The 16,788-nt window shown below is 73.7% G+C and carries 18 protein-coding genes; 4 read left to right on the top strand and 14 right to left on the bottom strand.

The features are described 5' to 3' along the window. Positions 1–31 precede the first annotated feature (31 nt). Genes FHG89_RS06140 through FHG89_RS06125 form a run of 4 tightly spaced genes read left to right on the top strand, consistent with a single transcriptional unit; the run spans position 32 to position 3,387 of the window. Positions 32–1,012, top strand: a complete 981-nt coding sequence (locus FHG89_RS06140; protein WP_139583383.1) for a carbohydrate ABC transporter permease — start codon at positions 32–34, stop codon at positions 1,010–1,012. Beyond that, complete coding sequence (locus tag FHG89_RS06135) at positions 1,012–1,911, top strand: carbohydrate ABC transporter permease (RefSeq protein ID WP_139583382.1); 900 nt, start codon at positions 1,012–1,014, stop codon at positions 1,909–1,911. Before FHG89_RS06140 ends, FHG89_RS06135 begins: the two co-directional genes overlap by 1 nt. Continuing rightward, on the top strand, positions 1,895–2,518 hold the full coding sequence (locus FHG89_RS06130) for a hypothetical protein (RefSeq protein ID WP_139583381.1): 624 nt from the start codon (positions 1,895–1,897) through the stop codon (positions 2,516–2,518). Before FHG89_RS06135 ends, FHG89_RS06130 begins: the two co-directional genes overlap by 17 nt. Beyond that, positions 2,515–3,387 (top strand): DUF6807 domain-containing protein, encoded by an 873-nt coding sequence (locus tag FHG89_RS06125; RefSeq protein ID WP_139583380.1) that lies wholly within the window; start codon positions 2,515–2,517, stop codon positions 3,385–3,387. The genes FHG89_RS06130 and FHG89_RS06125 overlap by 4 nt, the downstream gene beginning before the upstream one ends. Here FHG89_RS06125 and FHG89_RS06120 read toward each other — a convergent pair. The 14 genes from FHG89_RS06120 to FHG89_RS06055 all read right to left on the bottom strand — a co-directional run bounded on the left by FHG89_RS06120 (position 3,373) and on the right by FHG89_RS06055 (position 16,647). Beyond that, entirely contained in the window at positions 3,373–4,128 is a 756-nt protein-coding gene (locus FHG89_RS06120) for a hypothetical protein (protein WP_139583379.1), read from the bottom strand. The two genes, FHG89_RS06125 and FHG89_RS06120, sit on opposite strands and share 15 nt — an antisense overlap. Positions 4,129–4,149: 21 nt before the next feature. Beyond that, positions 4,150–4,611, bottom strand: coding sequence for a hypothetical protein (locus FHG89_RS06115; protein WP_139583378.1), 462 nt, complete (start codon positions 4,609–4,611; stop codon positions 4,150–4,152). Then, positions 4,608–5,537: a carbohydrate-binding protein gene (locus FHG89_RS06110; protein WP_139583377.1), complete on the bottom strand. Its 930-nt coding sequence runs from the start codon at positions 5,535–5,537 to the stop codon at positions 4,608–4,610. The genes FHG89_RS06115 and FHG89_RS06110 overlap by 4 nt, the downstream gene beginning before the upstream one ends. Further along, a complete protein-coding gene (locus FHG89_RS06105) occupies positions 5,534–6,049 on the bottom strand; it encodes a phage tail protein (RefSeq protein WP_139583376.1) in 516 nt (171 codons plus the stop codon). The genes FHG89_RS06110 and FHG89_RS06105 overlap by 4 nt, the downstream gene beginning before the upstream one ends. Next, the gene (locus tag FHG89_RS06100; protein ID WP_139583375.1) at positions 6,030–8,684 is read right to left on the bottom strand and encodes a putative baseplate assembly protein; all 2,655 of its coding nucleotides are present in this window, start codon (positions 8,682–8,684) and stop codon (positions 6,030–6,032) included. The genes FHG89_RS06105 and FHG89_RS06100 overlap by 20 nt, the downstream gene beginning before the upstream one ends. Next, the gene (locus FHG89_RS06095) at positions 8,681–9,115 is read right to left on the bottom strand and encodes a GPW/gp25 family protein (RefSeq protein ID WP_139583374.1); all 435 of its coding nucleotides are present in this window, start codon (positions 9,113–9,115) and stop codon (positions 8,681–8,683) included. Before FHG89_RS06095 ends, FHG89_RS06100 begins: the two co-directional genes overlap by 4 nt. Beyond that, complete coding sequence (locus FHG89_RS06090) at positions 9,112–9,450, bottom strand: hypothetical protein (protein WP_139583373.1); 339 nt, start codon at positions 9,448–9,450, stop codon at positions 9,112–9,114. Before FHG89_RS06090 ends, FHG89_RS06095 begins: the two co-directional genes overlap by 4 nt. Further along, complete coding sequence (locus tag FHG89_RS06085) at positions 9,450–11,042, bottom strand: contractile injection system protein, VgrG/Pvc8 family (RefSeq protein WP_139583372.1); 1,593 nt, start codon at positions 11,040–11,042, stop codon at positions 9,450–9,452. The genes FHG89_RS06090 and FHG89_RS06085 overlap by 1 nt, the downstream gene beginning before the upstream one ends. Then, a complete protein-coding gene (locus tag FHG89_RS06080) occupies positions 11,039–11,944 on the bottom strand; it encodes a CIS tube protein (RefSeq protein ID WP_139583371.1) in 906 nt (301 codons plus the stop codon). Before FHG89_RS06080 ends, FHG89_RS06085 begins: the two co-directional genes overlap by 4 nt. Before the next feature lie 1,305 nt (positions 11,945–13,249). Beyond that, positions 13,250–13,732 carry a phage tail protein gene (locus tag FHG89_RS06075; protein ID WP_139583370.1) on the bottom strand — a complete coding sequence of 161 codons (483 nt, stop codon included), beginning with the start codon at positions 13,730–13,732 and terminating at the stop codon, positions 13,250–13,252. Between the two features lies 1 nt (position 13,733). Then, complete coding sequence (locus FHG89_RS06070; protein ID WP_139583369.1) at positions 13,734–14,963, bottom strand: phage tail sheath family protein; 1,230 nt, start codon at positions 14,961–14,963, stop codon at positions 13,734–13,736. A 23-nt stretch (positions 14,964–14,986) separates the two neighbouring features. Next, positions 14,987–15,685 (bottom strand): carboxypeptidase regulatory-like domain-containing protein, encoded by a 699-nt coding sequence (locus FHG89_RS06065; protein ID WP_139583368.1) that lies wholly within the window; start codon positions 15,683–15,685, stop codon positions 14,987–14,989. Further along, positions 15,682–16,290 (bottom strand): glycine zipper family protein, encoded by a 609-nt coding sequence (locus tag FHG89_RS06060; protein ID WP_139583367.1) that lies wholly within the window; start codon positions 16,288–16,290, stop codon positions 15,682–15,684. The genes FHG89_RS06065 and FHG89_RS06060 overlap by 4 nt, the downstream gene beginning before the upstream one ends. 12 nt (positions 16,291–16,302) lie before the next feature. Next, positions 16,303–16,647, bottom strand: a complete 345-nt coding sequence (locus FHG89_RS06055; protein ID WP_139583366.1) for a hypothetical protein — start codon at positions 16,645–16,647, stop codon at positions 16,303–16,305. Positions 16,648–16,788 lie beyond the last annotated feature (141 nt).

The raw sequence follows: 16,788 nt of genomic DNA, 5'->3' as shown, positions 1-16,788 counted from the left end.
CCGCCCCACCAGGCGAGGAGAGGAGCTGCTCGTGGCGTTGACCACGGCACCCGACCCGACCCGACGCGGCCCCGGAACCGACCGGGCCCACGCCACGAGGCGTGGGCCCGGCCTCCGGCACAGCGAAGGTCTGGCGGGGTATGTCTTCCTGTCGCCGTGGCTCATCGGCCTGATGGGTGTCACGGCGGTCCCCATGCTGCTGTCGCTCTACCTGAGCTTCACCAACTACGACATCCTCACCCCGTTCTCCGAGGTGCGGTGGGTGGGGCTGGCCAACTACGAACGGATGTTCACCTCCGACCCGTCGTACTGGCACGCCGTGCGGGTCACAGTGACCTTCGCGCTGATCGCCGTACCGCTCAAGCTCGCCGCGGCGCTCGGCGTGGCGCTGCTGCTCAACCGCGCCTGGCGCGGCGTCGGGCTGTTCCGCGGGCTCTTCTACCTGCCGTCGCTGCTCGGCGGCAGCGTCGCGCTGGCCATCGTCTGGGTCAACATGTTCAACCGCGACGGCGCGTTCAACTCGCTCCTGAGCCTCGTCGGGATCCAGGGCAAGCCCTGGGTGAACGACCCGGACTGGGCCCTGGAGACGCTTATGGTGCTGGCCATCTGGCAGTTCGGCGCACCGATGGTGATCTTCCTGGCCGGCCTGAAGCAGGTGCCCACCGAGTTGTACGAGGCCGCCTCGGTCGACGGGGCCGGGAGGTTCCGGCAGTTCCGCAACGTGACCCTGCCGATGCTCTCCCCGGTCATCTTCTTCAACCTGGTCCTGGAGACGATCAACGGATTCCAGGGCTTCACCGCCGCGTTCGTGCTCAGCAACGGCACCGGCGGCCCGGTCGACTCCACCCTCATGTACACGCTGAACCTCTACATCACCGGCTTCACCGACCTCGAGATGGGCTACGCGTCGGCCATGGCCTGGGTGTTCCTGCTCGCCATCGCGGTGATCACCGCGATCTTCTTCAGTACCGGGCGGTTCTGGGTGCACTACTCCGACGGGGAGGACCGGTGATGGTGGCGGTGACCCCGACGGCCGGCGTACCGACCGGGCCCGCGCCGACCGCGCGCCGACGCCCCGGCGGACGAACGCTGCTGCGACTGCTGATCCTGGTGGCGATCGTCGCCGTGGTGCTCTACCCGCTGATCTGGATGGTCGGCACCTCGGTGAAGTCCCAGGAGGAGATCGTCAACAACGTCGGGCTGCTGCCGGAGCGGTTCACCCCGGGCAACTACACCGCCGGGTGGTCCAACTTCGACGTCAGCTTCGGCCGGTTCTTCCTCAACAGCGCGATGGTCAGCCTGCTCACCGTCGTCGGCAACGGGCTCTCCTGCCTGCTGGCCGCGTACGCCTTCGCCCGGCTGCGGTTCCGGCTGCGGGGCCTGTGGTTCGCCGTCATGATCGGCACGCTGCTGCTGCCCCAGCACGTGCTGATCGTGCCGCAGTACATCCTGTTCCGCACGCTCGGGCTGGTCGGCGGCGAGTGGCCGTACCTGCCGCTGCTCATCCCGCAGTTCCTGGCCACCGAGGCGTTCTTCGTCTTCCTGATGGTGCAGTTCATGCGGGGCGTCCCGCGGGAGCTGGACGAGGCGGCCCGGATCGACGGCGCCGGCCCGTTCGGCATCTTCCGGCACATCATCCTGCCGCTGAGCCGCCCCGCGCTGGTCACCACAGCGATCTTCTCCTTCATCTGGACGTGGAACGACTTCTTCCGCCAGCTGGTCTTCCTGTCCCAGCTGGAGGACTACACCGTGCCGGTCGCGCTGACCCTGTTCATCGACTCGACGAGTCAGAGCGCGGTCGGGCCGATGTTCGCCATGTCGGTGCTGTCGCTGCTGCCGGTCTTCCTGTTCTTCGTCGCGTTCCAGCGGATGCTCGTCGAGGGGATCAACACCAGTGGCATCAAGGGCTGAACCGGCCGACGCCGGCGGGCGGCGGGACTGGCGCGACGTCGCCCGCGACGCCGCCGACCTGGCGCTGCTCGGCATCCTGCTGACCCTCGCGGCGGCGCCGCTGCTCACCGCCGCCGCAGCGGTGAGCACGGCCAGCGCGGCCGTGCACACCTGGACGCGTACCGGCAGTTGGCCGTCGGCGCGCGCCACCCTGCGCCGGTTCGGCGGCGCGGTGCTGCCCGGCGTGCCGGTGAGCCTGCTCGCCCTGGCCGTGGCCGGGCTGCTCGCCGCCGACCTGGCCGCGCTGGCGACCGGCCGGGTGCCCGGCGGCCCGCCGGCACTGCTGGTGACCGCGCTGGTCGCGGCCGGCCTGGTCGGGTACGCCGGGCTGGTCGTCGTCGAGGTGGGCGGCGGCGCCCGCTGGCGCACCGCGGCGCGCACCGCCGCCCGCGCCTGTCTGGACGCGCCCACCCGGTGGGCGGCGCTGAGCGGGGTGGCGGTGCTGGCCGGAGTGCTCGCCGTCCTGGTCACGCCGGTGGCGGTGCCGATCCTCGCCGGCTACACCGTGGCCGCCCTGCACGCCGTCGCCCACCGGCTGCCGGCCCCCGCCCGCGCTGGCCTGCCGTGAACGGGGACCGGGAGGAGCCGGCGCGGCTGCTGGTCGGCGGGACGGAGGTGGCCCGCTACGTGCTCGACCCGGCGCTGGACGCGCGGCACGGACCCCGGCCGTACCTGCACCCGGTGCGCACCCTCGCCGGCACGGTGGTCACCGACGCGCTGCCCGCCGACCACGTGTGGCACCTCGGCGCCTCCCTGGCCGTGCAGGACGTCAACGGCACCAACCTCTGGGGCGGACGCACCTACGCGCGCGACGTCGGCTACACCTGGCGCGACGACCACGGCGTCATCGCCCACACCGGCTGGTCGGAGCGGACCGCCGAGCGACTGGCGCACCGGCTGGAGTGGCGCGACCCGCACGGGGCGGTGCTGCTCACCGAGCATCGCCAGCTCGCCGCCGTCCCGCTGACCGAGGGCTCGTCGGCCTGGCGGCTGGAACTGGACTACACCCTCACCGCCCCGGCCGGCCAGGACGTGCGGCTGGGCAGCCCGGCCACCAACGGCCGCCCCGACGGTGCCGGCTACGGCGGGTTCTTCTGGCGGGCCGTCTCAGCCTCTCCGGCGTCGGTGTTCAGCGCCTCGGCGGCGGGGGAGCAGGCGGTCAACGGCTCCGCCGATCCGTGGGTGGCGCTCGTCGGCACCGGGTCGGACGGTGAGGCGTACACCCTGGTCTTCACGGGCCTCGACGACGGCGACCGGTGGTTCACGCGGACCGCGATGTATCCGGGCGTGGGGGTGGCCTTCGCGTTCGACCAACCGGTCACCATCCCCGCCGGCGCCGCTCGACGAGGCCGGCACGCGGTGCTGATAGCCGATGGCACCCTGAACCGGGCGACGGCTGCGGCCCTCGCCGTCACCGGGGCATCAGCGGGTCGGTAGGGCCGCTGTCACCCGGACGGCCTTGACGATCGCCGGGATCGAACCGATCAACAGCACCAGACCCCAGATGATGGCGACCACCGCGAAGACCAGAGCCGCCACGTCGTCGACGATGCTGACCAGGATCACCGGCACGAGGTGGTGCAGGAACTCCAGCACGACGGTGCAGAGCAGCGTGGTGAGGATCAGCAGGACGAGGCCCTTGTTCTGCAGAAAGCGTGGCTGGGCCAGCACCAGCAGCCCGGCCCAGAGCAGCTTGAGCAGCAGCACCAGCCCCAGCAGCACCGACGCCTCACCGACCGGGAAGAACCCCCACAGGGCCAGGTACGCCAGGGTGCCGAACGGGACGGCCAGGAACAGCGACACCATGATGGACAGCTCCACGAACGCGATGAGCAGCGCGACCAGCCCGACGATGATCAGGATGATCGAGAAGATCAGGCTGGCGACGCCCTGCACCCGGCCCTGGACACGTTCGGGCAGGAGCAGGCCCAGGCAGAACAGCCCGGTGCTCCAGACCGCCACCGCGTCGATCAACGCCAGGTGACCGGTGCCCCGACCGGACGGCTCGCTGACTCCGGACACGTCGTCGATCTCCACGTCGAGCGCGCCGGCGCTGTCGGCCAGCGCCGAGCTGGCGTCGGCGCCGCCGAGCAGCAGCCCGGCGCCCAGCTCCACCCCTATGGCCAGGACGATGGCGAGCATCGCCAGCAGCAGGAACGGCTTGCGCAGGTCACCCACGGCGGCACCCTCCCTCCGCGTTCACGACGTGGCCACGACGACGGTGCAGCCGCCGAGGCCGGGACAGCGCAGGCCCACCTCGGTGGCCTGGTCGACGGCGACCTTCGCGACCGCCCCGGTGCCGTCCGGGGCCGGCTCGACCTCGTCGCGGATGGTCAGGTCGGCATCCCCGGGCGCCGGCGCGACGACGGTGAACCGCGCCGCGCTGCGCAGCACCAGCGTGCGCAGCCCGCCGGGGTCGGCGACCCGCACCACGCAGCCGCCGGAGAACACCAGCCGGCCCGCGTCGTCGGCGCAGTCGGCGTCGACCGTCGCCGGGTCCACCGCCGAGCGCTCACCGCCCAGCGCGCCCAACCGGTCGACCAGCCCGTGCCGCGCCCCCGGATCGCCCCGGTCGTCGCCGCCCGCGCCGGCCGCGACCACGAACAGCCCTACCAGCGCGACGGCGAGCAGCCCCAGCAGAGCCTTCTGCCGGCCGCTCATCGGGCGACGGCCTGCGCGACGAGCTCGGTGAACCGGATCTCGTCGACGCCCGCGAAGTAGCGGTTGGTGCCCTGCGTCTTGCCCACCACCAGCAGGGTGACCCGGTGCGGACCCCTGGTCAGCCGCACCGTGCCGACGTCCAGGAACTCCGTCTTGCGCACCGTCGGAGTGAAGCCGAGGAACGTCCCACCGACCTGGTCGCCGTCGATGACGAACACGGTGTTGGCGTAGTCGAACGAGGTGGTCCGCGCGGCGGCGAACCGCCACGTGCCGTCCGCCGGGATCTGCACCGTCACGGTGACCTGGTCGCCGATGGCCAGCCCCTGGAAGAACAGCTGCTTGTCGCCGGACCAGGTCACCCCGCAGCAGTTCGGCTGCGCGACCACCGTCGCGCCGCTGGTGCGCGGGGACTCCACCACCGCGCCGTCGATCAGGCTCTCCGCCTCGACGGTGACCACCCGCGGCTCGCCGGGAGCCGGGTCGCCGCCGCGGGTCAGCAGCACCACCCCGACGGTCACCACCACCAGCACCATCGCCGCCGCCGCGGCGATCCACAACCAGGGGGTACGCCGGGGCGGGGCGACCGCCCGCACCTCGTAGGTGACCCGACCACTGGACCGGGAACTCTCCTCGGGCGCGGTGTTCGCCGAGTACGCGAACCCGGTCATGTCGTAGCGCCGGGGCGGGGTGCCCGCCGGCACGGCCACCTTGACCAGGAAGGACACCGAACCCTGCCCGGGCACCACGCGCTGGGGCTCGGCCACCGTGAACCACGCCCGCTGCGAGCCCTCGCCGGGCGCCACGTCGAACACCACCGTGTCCGGCGCGTTGCCCGGGTTGGAGACGGTGAAGGTCAGCTCTCCGCTGTTGCGCGGGTCGAGGGTGAACTGCTCGGCGGCGGCGACGACCGCCCACTCGGTGGTCATGACGACTCCTCTTCCACGACGATCTCGACGGTGGTCGAGGCGGGCTTCTCCGCCTCGACGATGCGGGTGATCACGGCGAGCTGCTCGGCGGCGGACGCCGGCACCCGTACCACGATGTGAAAGGGCCGCTCGGTGGGCTCGTCGATGACGAACCCCGCCGCCCCGGTGGCCAGCTCCAGGGCGCGGCGCATCCCGTACGGGGTGCCCCGCCACCGGGCCAGCAGCGCGCCGTTCGCCACCAGGTCACGCAGCCGGCCCACCGGCAGCGGCAGCGGGGCGTCCGGTCGGGGTGACGCCACCACGTGGTCCATCGCCACCCAGCGGGTCAGCCGCACGACCAGGTGCTCCGGCGCCCGGTACGGGTCGAACAGGGCGTCCACCTCGGCGAGGATCGCCTCGTCCGGGGCGTGCAGGTGCTCCATCACGTCCAGCAGCGCCCAGAGCACGCTGCCCGGTACGCAGGCCCGCTGGTACGCGGCGGGCAGCAGCCGTTCAATCGCCGAGCGTCGCATCCTGGCGTACCACCTCGATGTCGTGCTCGCCGGAGCAGAGCAGCCACGTGTCCGGGACGGTCACCACGTCGGCGGTGGCCTGGTTGGCGCTGGGCGTCCACTCGACGGCGTCGACGCTGCGGTGCACACCGCGCTCGCCGCCGGCCAGGATCAGCCGCTCCGCCGTACCGCCGGCCGGGCCGACGCCCGTGCCGCCGGTAGCGGTTGCCGGGCCGGCCACGGCGATGGCGTCCACCGGCACGAACCGGGTGCGGTCGCGCAGCGGCAGGCCGCAGTTGACCGACACCGGCAGCCACTGCGGTTGGGCGGCCAGAGTGTCCAGCCGCACCACACCGCCGCTCTGCGTGGCCGCCACCGCCTGCTGGCCGGCGAACGCCAGCTCCCGGCAGGTGCCGCCGATCCAGCCGGCCTGCATGGACTGCCACTTCACGTCGGACTCGAACAGCCGGGCGCGGTGGCAGCCCTGACCGGGCTTCTTCGGGTCCGGTTCGCCGGCGCCGCTCCACAGCAGCGTGGCCGGCCCGTCGTACTGCACGGCGAGGACCCGGTTGTCCACGTTGGCCAGACCGATGTGCGTGAAGCTGCCGGGCCGGCCGCCGGCGGTCGACAGGTACACCCCGAAGCCGGCCTGCGCCGCCACCGCCACCCCGGGTGCCCCCCGCTCGGAGACGAACGCGCGCACCGCGTAGAACCCCCGGTCTGCGTCGGACGGGTCCACCAGGATCTGCAACGGCACCGCCCCGGGCAGCAGCGACACCTCGTACAGGCCGGTGTCGGTGGCCACCAGCAGCGCGCCCGCGCCGTCGCGGTCCAGCCAGGCCACGTCGGAGATGCGCGAGTCCAGGTCGGTGAGCAGCGACCACGTCTCACCCAGGTCGGTGCTCAGGTGCACCCGCGAGCCGCCGGACGCGCGCAGCGTCACCACGGCCACCGCGCCGGCCCGGGGCACGATGCCCGGCCGCACCGGCGCCGGCGCGGGCGCCACCCGCAGCACCGTCTCCCCGTCGAACCGGCCGGTCGGCTCCCAGCCCGCCCCGGCGTTGCTGGAGCGGAACAGCACCGCCCCGCGGCCGGCGTACCAGGTGCGGGGCTGGTACTGGTCGACGGCGAGGGCGCGGACGTCGGCGTCCGGCGCCTCGTCCACCACGAACCGGACCGACTCGACGTAGCGCACGCCCGGCTCGGCGTGCTCCAGCATCCGGTACACGTTGGAGGCCCGCAGCGGCTCACCGAACGGCCAACCGGTCGGGTTGAGCGCGGTGGGCAGCGGACTCAACGTCTGGTGCAGCCGGTCGTGGATCCGTCGGCGGACCGCGTCGACGTCCTCCTCCCGCCGGACCACCACCCGGGCCCGCACCGACACCGCCTTGAACCGGGCCCAGGTCGCCCGGGACCGGATGCCGACCATCCGGCGCTGCTCCAGGTCCGTCTCCACCCGGTGCCGCGCCTCGGGCACCTCGTGCTCGCGCAGCACCGCCACCGGCAGTCGGCCACCCGGCCGGGCGGTCTCCGGCACGTACGGCACCAGCACCACCTCGACCTCGCCCGGGCGGGCGAAGCTGTACACCGCCGCGCGGGTGAACGCCCGGGCCCGCGCCACCGCGCCGGAACCGGTGGCCAGCACCTCGAAGTCGCGGGAGGTGACCGCCCGTTGCTGGGCGAAGAACTCGTACGGGCCGCGCAGCAGCACCGACTCCAACGCCTCCATGTCCCGACCGCCGGCGGCCGGCGCCGGGTTGTCCACCTTCACCCCGGGCAGCGGGTCGCGCAGGCTGGTCAGGGTGCCCGCCGCCACGTTGCCGGTCGGCCCGCCGCCGGCCCGGTACCAGAGCCGGACCTGACGCCCGGCCGGCGGCACCGCCGCCACGGGCACCGGCGCCGGCGCGCCCGCCGTGGCCTCGCCCGGCGCGGCGGGGGGCCGCAGGTCGAGGGCCGGAGCGAAGGTGACGGTGCCTGAGCAACGGTCCACCAGGTACGCCTTGGCCTGGGGGCCGAGCCCGGCGAAGTTGTCCACCGGCCGCCAGATCTCGAACGTGCGGCCGTCGTGCTCCCGGGCCGCCGCGCCCAACTCCACAGTGCCGGCCGGCACCTCGACGCCGAGCAGCAGGTCCAGTGGCTCGGCGGTGTGCGCCAGGGGAGCGCGGGCCGCTCGCAGCACCTGACCCGGCTGGCCGGTGCCGACGCCGAGCAGCTCCGCGTCGACCGGCTCGCAGTGGTGCATCCGTACGAGCACCGACGCCTCACCGGCGGGCAACACCGCCGGTTCGGTGGTGACGAACACGACCGGCCGCGGGTCGGCGCCCCGGGCTGCCGCGACCCGCAGCCCGGCCGGGATCCGCACCGCCACGCGGTCGGTCCCGCCGCGCGTGAACAGGACGTCCGCCCAGGCCGCGGTCGGCGCGTGCCGGGTGACCCCGAGCAGGTTCAGAAACGAGACGTACGCCTTCTCCGGCAACTGGTTCAGCCGGTAGATCATCACCTCGGTCAGGTGCGCGAACGCCTCCACCAGGGCCATGCCCGGGTCGTGCGCGGACAGGTCGGTCCACGCCGGGCAGGACTGCCGGATCCGTTCCCGGGCCTCGGTGACGAGGTCGAGGAACCCACGGTCGTCCAGGTGCGGCACGGGCAGCGTCATGACGATCCTCCCTGCTCGGGTTCGTCGGCCGGCAGCAGATCCACGGAGAAGACCAACTGCCCGGGGGTGAGGCTGGCCCGCACCCGATAGTCCAACCGGATCACCAGCCGCCACGCGTCGTCCGGATCCGGCCCGGCGTCGACGTCGATGACCTCGACCCGGGGCTCCCACCGGGCGATGGCCTGCCGGACGTAGTGGATGGCCAATCCGGCTGTCGTGTCGTCGTTGGGCGCGAACACCAGCCGGTGCAGCCGCGAGCCGTACCCGGGCCGCATCAGCCGCTCACCCGGCGTCGTCGACAACAACAGGAACAACGCCTGGCGTACGCTCTCGTCGCCGTCGGTCATCGCCAGGCCGCCGGCCGCGGTGAGCGCCAACCCACCGGTACGACCGGCGTCGAAACCGGCGCCGACGAACCGGAAGGCCCTCACCGGTCCGCCCTCAGGAACCGCTGGCGCGGGTCGCGCACCGTGTGATGGACCGCGTTGGGCGGCGTCCCGTTGGTGAACCCCTCCAGGTTGTCGAGCACGACCCGCTGCCCGTCGACCCGCAGCCAGTCGCTGTAGCCGACGCGCAGGGCCTCGGTCTTCGTGCACGGCTTGATGGTCGGGCCGTAGTTCGGACAGGCGACGATCTTCCGTCCCTCCGGGTCGTCGTCCACCAGCACCGGCACGGCGGTGACCGTCACCCACTGCTGCGACGGCCGGTTCTCGACCCGGCCGTCGTGGTCGCAGGTGATCACCGAGTCGCGGTGGATCCAGCGCATCAGCCGCCTCCTTCGTGGTGGGCGCGGGCGAGCGAACGGGCCTGCCGCGCCGCGGTGGTCGGGTCCTCGGTCGACTCGGCGTGCAGGAAGTCCACGCCGCGGGCGCGTACCACCAGGGCCCGGCCGGGCGCGGAGATCACCAGGTCGGACGCGGCGTGCAGGGTGGCCAGATCGGGGGTCAGCTCCAGGAAGCTGCCGTCCTCGGTGCCTAGGCGCAGGCTGCGCCGCACGTCGTCGACGACGATCGACTGGCCGCCGGCGGTCCGCAGCGTCCAGCGGCGGGCCCGGCCGTCGTCGATGCCCGCGTCGTACGGCTCGACGGCGCCGAACAGCGAGCCCAGCACGACGCCCGAGGCCGGCTCACCGCCGGGCAGCACCACAAGCACTGTGTCGTCCGGATCGGGGAGCGCCACCAGACCCTTGCCGCGACCCGCCCCCGGGCAGAGCACGCCCAGCCACCCGGCGTCCAGATCCCCGTACGTCGGCAGGGTCAGGCGGACCCGACCCAGCCCGTCCGGGTCGGCGACGTCGGTGACCGTGCCGAGGGTGACCACCGCGCCCGCCGTCGCGGCCGACGGGACGGTCGGTGGCACCGTGGAGAACCGCGTCAGGTGCCCGTCGCCGTCCACGGTGTGCACCACCTCGGTCAGCACGTACGCCCCGGCTACCGACTCGGGCACCCCGCCCAGGTCGATCCGCCGGCCGGGCCGCAGCGCCGGATCGCCCTCGGCCACCCCCTCGGCGGTGACCAGCGCCGCCGCCCGGGTGTCCAGTCGCGCCTGGGCCAGCGCCGCCAGCTCGTCGTCACTGCGGCCCGGCTGGTCCACGGCGGTGCGTACCCCGTCGGCGCCCACGTCTGCCGGGTCCGGCCGGTCGCCGGCCGGTCGGGCGCACCGCGCCTCGTCGGCCCGCTGGCTGATCGGTTCGGCTCGCTGGGGATGCCAGCCCAGCGCGGCGCTGGTGCCGCTGGCCTGGTCGGCGTTTGTGGACAGCCGCAGGCTGTGCACACCCGCGCCGAGGGCCAGCGCGACCGGCTCGCCGTAGCCGGCCAGGGTCACCAGCCGCACCGTGTCGCCGTCGACGGCCAGGTGCAGCCCGGCCCGGCCGGTCACCTCGCGCAGCAGCTCCAGATCGCTGTGCCGGTGCTGGAGCAGCCGCTCCAACCGGGGCCCGTCGGCCTCCGCCGCCACGTCCAACCCGACCTCGCCGCACAGCTCGCCGGCCAGGTCGGCGGCGGTCACCGCCGTGAAGACCCGCAACCCCTGACGCTTGCGCAGCCGGTGCAGCGCGTCGTACGCCCGCAGCCGCAACAGCGCGACGCCGTCCGCCGCGTACTCGACCTCGACGGCGGTGACCTCCCCGGCGAACAGCGCGTCCGGGTGGTCGGCGAGGCGTACGTCGAGTGTCGTTCCGGGGCGTACCACCGGGTCGAACGCACCGACCCCGGCGGTGGTGGCGAGCACCAGCTCGGCCTGGGTGGGCTGGTCCAGCCGTGCCGCCACCCGCAGGGAGCGCAGCCGCTGACGGGCCGCGGCGGCCAGTTCGACGCCGTCCAGCCTGACGATCAGCGCCCGGGGCGCGACGCTTGTCACGGCGTACCTCCCGGCCCGCCACCGGTCGGACCGGTGCTGGTCGGCGCGGCGCCGGCCGGTGCGGGGGTGAGCGTCGAGCCGGCCCAGCCCACGGCGGCGGCGATCGACGCGCCCACGAACGACGTGCCGGTGGCGACCGCCCGCGCCATCCCGGTCAGCGTCGCCCCGGGGGTGCCGCCGCCCGGGACGCTGCCGGGCGGCGGGACGGCGAGGGTGGTACCGGCCGGCACCGCGAGGGGGTCGGTGATCCGGTTGTGTTCGGCCAGCAGCCGCCAGCGCAACGGCGAGCCGAGCGCGTCGTTCGCCAGCAGGTCGAAGCGCACTCCGGAGCGGCCCGGCTCGGCCGCTCCGTCACCGGCGGCGACCACGGCGCTGCCCGGGGCGGCGCTCGGTGTGCTCGCGGCAGCCAGCTCCTCGGCGAACCCGGCCTGCGCCTGGTCGGCCGTCTCGGCCGCCCGGACGAGCTTGAGCCGCAGCCACGAACGCCGGGGCGACCCGGTGCCGGTGAACGCGTCGAACCGCTCCGCCACCGCGACGATCACACCGGGAACGTTCCAGGTCTTGCCCCAGACCAGCCGGACCAGCGGTGGCCGCAGCCACCCGTGTTCGGCTGTGGAGTTCTCCGCCAGCATCCACAGCGGACGCGTCAACACCCGCACGTCGGCGGGCCGGACCTGCGCCTGGACGAAGTCGACGTCGAACAGCAGGTCGAGCACCAGCTCGGTGCGACCACCGCCGGTGAACACCAGCGGGTCATCGGCCAGCCCCGCCCCGGTGAGCTGCCCGTCGGGGACACCCCGACGGCGTACGCCGGCGAGCCGGGTCACCTGCACGGTCTCCGGGTTGAGCAGGCAGTCCACCCGTTCGCCGGAGGAGTCGATGAGAAAGGCCACGCGTTCCATCAGTCGCCCGCCTGTTCCCGGTCGAGGCGGGCGAGCCGTGCCGCGTCCGACGCCGGAGCCGGCACCGTCCACAGCGGTTCGTCATCCGGTAGCGGCGGCCACGGGTCGACGACGGACGCCCCGGGCGCGAACTCCGGCCCGACCGGCCACCGCCCGCCGCGAGGCTCGGGTCCGACCGCGTAGCCCCGCCCATTCCCACCGCCCGGCCCCCCGGGGCGGCCGGACGCAATGGGAGATCTGGGAAGGAAACCGCCCCCGGAGGGGTCGAAATCTTCCAAGATCCCGAACGGCCTGGTTCGAGGGTGGGACGAGGCCGGTTGGGCCGTCGCCCGCTGATCCGTGTGGGAAGACACCGCCCCGTGTCCATCGGACGTCCCGGAGGTGTCACGGCTGCTGCTCGGGACGGCGCTACCGACCCCCGAGCCGTCGGCGTGTGCACCCGCGCCGGGCCTGCGTTCCGGCCTGCTCGTCGACCGCCCTCGGTCCACACTCACCGGCGGCGGGTATTCGACACCGTCGCCAGCGCCGAACTTTCCGGGGCGCCCTGCTCCTGGTGTGCGCTCCGCTGTCCTGGAGCGCACCGATGGTGTGAACCCGTCCGTCCCGAACGCGACAGTCGCCGGGTCGCCTGCCGTACGCGGTTCGCTCGCCGCGCCGGTCTCCGTCGAGCCACCCGCCGCTCCAGCCCTCCCGGGCCCGCCGGCCGCGCCAGTCCTCTCTGATCCGCTGGCCGTACCGGAGGTTGGCTGGCCGCTCGCACCGGGCTGGCCGGGTCGTGCGGTCACGCCCGACAGCCACCTGTCGCCGGATGCCGCATCCGTGCCAGGAGCACCGCTCGTGTCGGGCGCCCCACCGCCGCCGGAGGCACCGCTGCCGCTCGGGCCGGTCGCGCCGCTCGGGCCGGTTGGATCGGTCGTGCCGGTTGTAGGAAGCCCTCCGACGTCGACCAATGGCCAGGCCCCGGCACCGGGTGGGCCGGCCGGGAGAGCGGGTCCGCCGTGCGGGGGCGACGCCGCCGCACCGGCTCCGAGCCCGGCGGGCCGGTCGTCCGGCGGCCCAGCGTGACCGCGCGGGTCGAGGCCCGGGGCGGGCGGCGGGCCGGTGCCCAGGTCCGGCGGCCGGTCGAGGTCCACGTCGTGCAGCAGGCCGGGGGCGTGGGCGGTCACCAGGTCCAGCCAGTGCTGGGGCGGCTGCCCGAAGCGACGCGGCACCTCCGGCGGGCGGGACGCGACCCCGGCGGGCTCGACCCGGGCGGCGAGGCGGTGCACCGCCCCGGCCGCAGCGCGCAGCCGGTCGGCCAGCCAGCTACGCGGGTGTCGGCGCGGTGGCACCGCCGGTCTCCAGCTCCAGGCCCTCGTAGCGCAGGGTCAACGAGGCGATGGCGATCTCGTGGCTGAGGGTGTTGAGGTGCGCGCCGCGCCACCTGGTGGGCCAGGCGTCGATCAGGTTCCACCGCAGCACCTCGGCGGTGCCCACGGAGTCGAGCAGCACCACCGAGACGTTGCGGCGGTTGACGGTGCCCTGGGCGGTGGCGTTGACCCAGTCCCACAGCTCCCGGGACGTGGTGAGTCCGAAGTGCAGGGTCACCGGCTCGTACTCGGCCTGCCCCGGCACCATCCGCATCCGGCCGACGCCGTGCTCCCGGTACGGCTGCCCGGGAATGTTCACCTCCAGCCCGCTCATCTCGGTGAAGTGGCCGTTGGTGACGCCGTTGATGAGCAGCCTGAAGTTGTACGCCCGGTACGGGTCGACAGGTGCGCCGGGTTGCGGGGCGGCCGTGGTGGGCATGTCAGCCTCCGATCGTCTCGGTCTCGGTGCCGCCGGCCCACTGGCTCAGCTTGAACACCACGAATTCGGCGGGCTTGACGACGGCGATGCCGATGTGGGCGATCACCATGCCCGCGTCGCGGACGTCCGGCGGGTTGGTCTCCTCGTCGCACTTGACGAAGAACGCCTCCTCGGGGCTGCGTCCGAGCAGCGCGCCGTCGCGCCACACCCGGGTCAGGAACGCGCCGATGTCGCGGCGGATCGAGCGCCAGAGGGTGAAGTCGTTGGGCTCGAAGACCATCCAGCGGGTGCCGTTGGCGATGGCCTGTTCGATGGCGATGCTGAGTCGCCGGACGTTGAGGTAGCGCCATTCGCTGGCCTCGGCGGCGAGCGTACGGGCGCCCCAGACGCGGATGCCCTCGCCGGCGAAGTAGCGGATCACGTTGACGCCCTTGGGGTTGAGCACGTCGTGTTCGGGTCGGGTGACGAGGTAGCCCAGGTCGACGGCGCCGCGCACGGGTTCGTTGGCGGGTGCCTTGTGTACGCCGCGCAGGGCGTCGGTGCGGGCCCAGATGCCGGCCAGGTGCCCGCTCGGCGGGGTCAGTTCCAGGTCCCCGCTGATCGGGTCGCGGACCTGTAGCCACGGGTAGTAGAAGGCGCCGTACTCGGACTGCCGGGGCCGGTACGCCGGCGGTCCCTCCCCGCCGCCCGGGCCGGCGGCGGCGCCCGTACCCTCGGCGGGTTTCGGGGGTTTCCCGGAGGACGGCGTGGCGACGCGGGTCAACGCGGAGATGTCGTCGATGTCGGGGGCCGGATCGCAGATCGCGACCATGGTGCGGGTGCGTTCGGCCATGCTCAGCAGCGCCTCGTGGGTCACCACGTCGTGGAAGCCGGGCGCGGCGATGATGGAGATCTCGTCGATGGCCTCCAGCAGTTGCAGGCCACCGCGTTGCTTGCCGGTGCCGCTGATCGCGCCGCCGTCGCCGACGTTGACCACCCAGCAGCGGGCGCCGCCGTTGTCGAGGAAGCCGAAGACCGCCCGGGCCAGCGCGGTGCTCTCCACCTGGTCCCCGTCGGCGAAGAGCCGGAGGAACTCGGTCCAGTTGTTGACCGGTACCGCCTTGCCCAGGTGGGCGCCGCGGTTCGGCGCGACGCCGACGAACGCGGCGATGCTGGTGCTCGCCGGTCCGATGGGTCGGGCGCCGCTGGGGACCTCCTCGACGTAGATGCCGGGGGAGAAGTAGCTGGGCATCGGTCCTCCTGTGCGGTTGGGCGTCAGTGGGTCGGTGGCGCGCAGACGATGACGATGTCGTCGTCGTCCGCGTCGACGTCGGCGGTGAGCACGAGCCCCCGTCCGGCCAGTCGCAGCCGTACCGGCGCGGGGTTGTCCGGGTCGTGCGGGACGCCGACGATCAGGAACCGGCCGTCGGGGTCGGTGTGGGTGGCGGACGGGCTGCCGGGCAGTTCGACGCGCATCGCCGCCAGTGGTTGGTTCTCGGGGCCGACCACCCGGCCGGCGAGGGCGCGTACGTCGAGTTGGCGCAGCCGCAGGGGGCGCAGCACCGGTGGCGCGGCCGGGGTCGGATGGTCCACCTGCGCGGGCACGTCGATGAGCAGCGCCGGTCGGGGCGGCGCGCCGAACGCCGTCCACAGGGCGGCGTCGCCGGCCTCCAGCACCACCGGGTAGCTGCCGTCGCTGGTGGCGGCGGTGAGCACCCGGTCGAGGCGGTCCAGCCCGGCCGGCCCGGTGACGCAGAGCAGGTAGCGGATCGTGAACCGGTAGGGTTCGCGGACCGCGCCGCTGGAGCGGGTCTGTCGGGCCGGGCGCAGTTCGAGGGGCCAGAGGGTGAGCCCGTCGGCGTCGCCGCCGGTGCGGGGCGGGCCGATCGGGACGGGTTCCCCCGCCGCGCTGGCCAGCCAGGTGGCCAGCGCGGCGGTGGCCGTCTCGATCGGTCCGCGCCCGTCGGTGGTCATCGCGGCGGCGTCCCCTGGATCCGGTACGCGATGGCCTCGTTCCACACGTGTGGGTAGACGCCGATCTCGAAGTAGCGGGTGAACCGGTTGATCGGCGCGTTGGTGTGGTCGTGGTAGAGCAGCCAGATCGGGGCGATGGTGAACAGCACGTAGTTCGCCAGCACCAGCGGGATGTAGAGCGGCCCGAGCAGGCGTGCCTGCAAGATGTGCACGTCCTCGTGCCGCTGGATGCCGGAGTTGGAGCCGGCGCAGACGGTGCCGATGGTGGTGGCGTAGCGCGGTGAGACGCCCTCCACCACGCTGACCCGGCCGCTGCCCAGTGAGGTGGGCCGGTCCAGCGAGTGCCCGAAGATCAGGTGCACGGCCAGGTAGATGGCCCCGACCACCGTGTTCAGCAGGCTCCAGGTGTGGTCGACGACGAAGAGGAAGATGCCGCGCGCGTCCGGGGCGTACACCCCGGCGGAGGCCACCGCCCAGCCGAAGACCGCGCCGACCAGCAGGCCCACGACGGCGCCGATGAGCAGGCCGATCGGGCCGCCGGCCAGGAGGCCGAAGACGGCGCCGACGCCGACCAGGACCGCGGCGCTGAGAAATCCGAAGATCATGACGACACCCCCTCAGACCCACGAGCGGAAGACACGGGGCTCACGACCCTGCGCGACCTGGGTCGGCGACGCCTGGGTCGCCTGCCGGTTGCCGGGCGGGAACTGGTTGACGCCGAGCGCGGCGGAGAAGATGACAAGCGCGTTGAAGAACGCGATGATCCACTTCTCGCCGCCGGCGTCGTCGGCGAACGCCGCTGTCACGTAGGACAGCAGCAGCGCGATGGCGATGGCGATCCACTTGCGGAGCTTGTCGCCGCTGGGCCCGATCAGCCCGCCGATGACGTTGGTGGCCAACAGGGTTGCGGCGCTCGCGCCGGCGAGGCTGCCCAGGGCTGCCCAGGTGAAGAGATCGTTCACGGCGATCCCCCTTTTCTGCGATGGTGCGACCGGGATGTGGTGGTGGTGAGGTCCGGCGTCCCCGTGGGAGCGCCGGGGCCGGTCGCCGTCGTCGCGGGGCGGCCGGGGCCGGGCGTGGCCGGCCGGAGCCGGCCACCGGAT

Origin of the sequence: Micromonospora orduensis, from assembly GCF_006228125.1 — a bacterium.
In the GTDB taxonomy this organism is placed as follows: Bacteria; Actinomycetota; Actinomycetes; order Mycobacteriales; family Micromonosporaceae; genus Micromonospora; species Micromonospora orduensis.
The sequence above is the reverse complement of the archived record's forward strand: the minus strand, read 5'-3'. Positions and strand labels throughout refer to the sequence as shown.

Bases quoted from the DNA above. Each gene is read 5' to 3' on its own strand.
- FHG89_RS06135 (WP_139583382.1), top strand. From the start codon at position 1,012: ATGGTGGCGGTGACCCCGACGGCCGGCGTACCGACCGGGCCCGCGCCG.
- FHG89_RS06115 (WP_139583378.1), bottom strand. From the start codon at position 4,611: ATGAGCGGCCGGCAGAAGGCTCTGCTGGGGCTGCTCGCCGTCGCGCTG.
- FHG89_RS06110 (WP_139583377.1), bottom strand. From the start codon at position 5,537: ATGACCACCGAGTGGGCGGTCGTCGCCGCCGCCGAGCAGTTCACCCTC.
- FHG89_RS06105 (WP_139583376.1), bottom strand. From the start codon at position 6,049: ATGCGACGCTCGGCGATTGAACGGCTGCTGCCCGCCGCGTACCAGCGG.
- FHG89_RS06100 (WP_139583375.1), bottom strand. From the start codon at position 8,684: ATGACGCTGCCCGTGCCGCACCTGGACGACCGTGGGTTCCTCGACCTC.
- FHG89_RS06090 (WP_139583373.1), bottom strand. From the start codon at position 9,450: ATGCGCTGGATCCACCGCGACTCGGTGATCACCTGCGACCACGACGGC.
- FHG89_RS06080 (WP_139583371.1), bottom strand. From the start codon at position 11,944: ATGGAACGCGTGGCCTTTCTCATCGACTCCTCCGGCGAACGGGTGGAC.
- FHG89_RS06075 (WP_139583370.1), bottom strand. From the start codon at position 13,732: ATGCCCACCACGGCCGCCCCGCAACCCGGCGCACCTGTCGACCCGTAC.
- FHG89_RS06070 (WP_139583369.1), bottom strand. From the start codon at position 14,963: ATGCCCAGCTACTTCTCCCCCGGCATCTACGTCGAGGAGGTCCCCAGC.
- FHG89_RS06065 (WP_139583368.1), bottom strand. From the start codon at position 15,685: ATGACCACCGACGGGCGCGGACCGATCGAGACGGCCACCGCCGCGCTG.
- FHG89_RS06060 (WP_139583367.1), bottom strand. From the start codon at position 16,290: ATGATCTTCGGATTTCTCAGCGCCGCGGTCCTGGTCGGCGTCGGCGCC.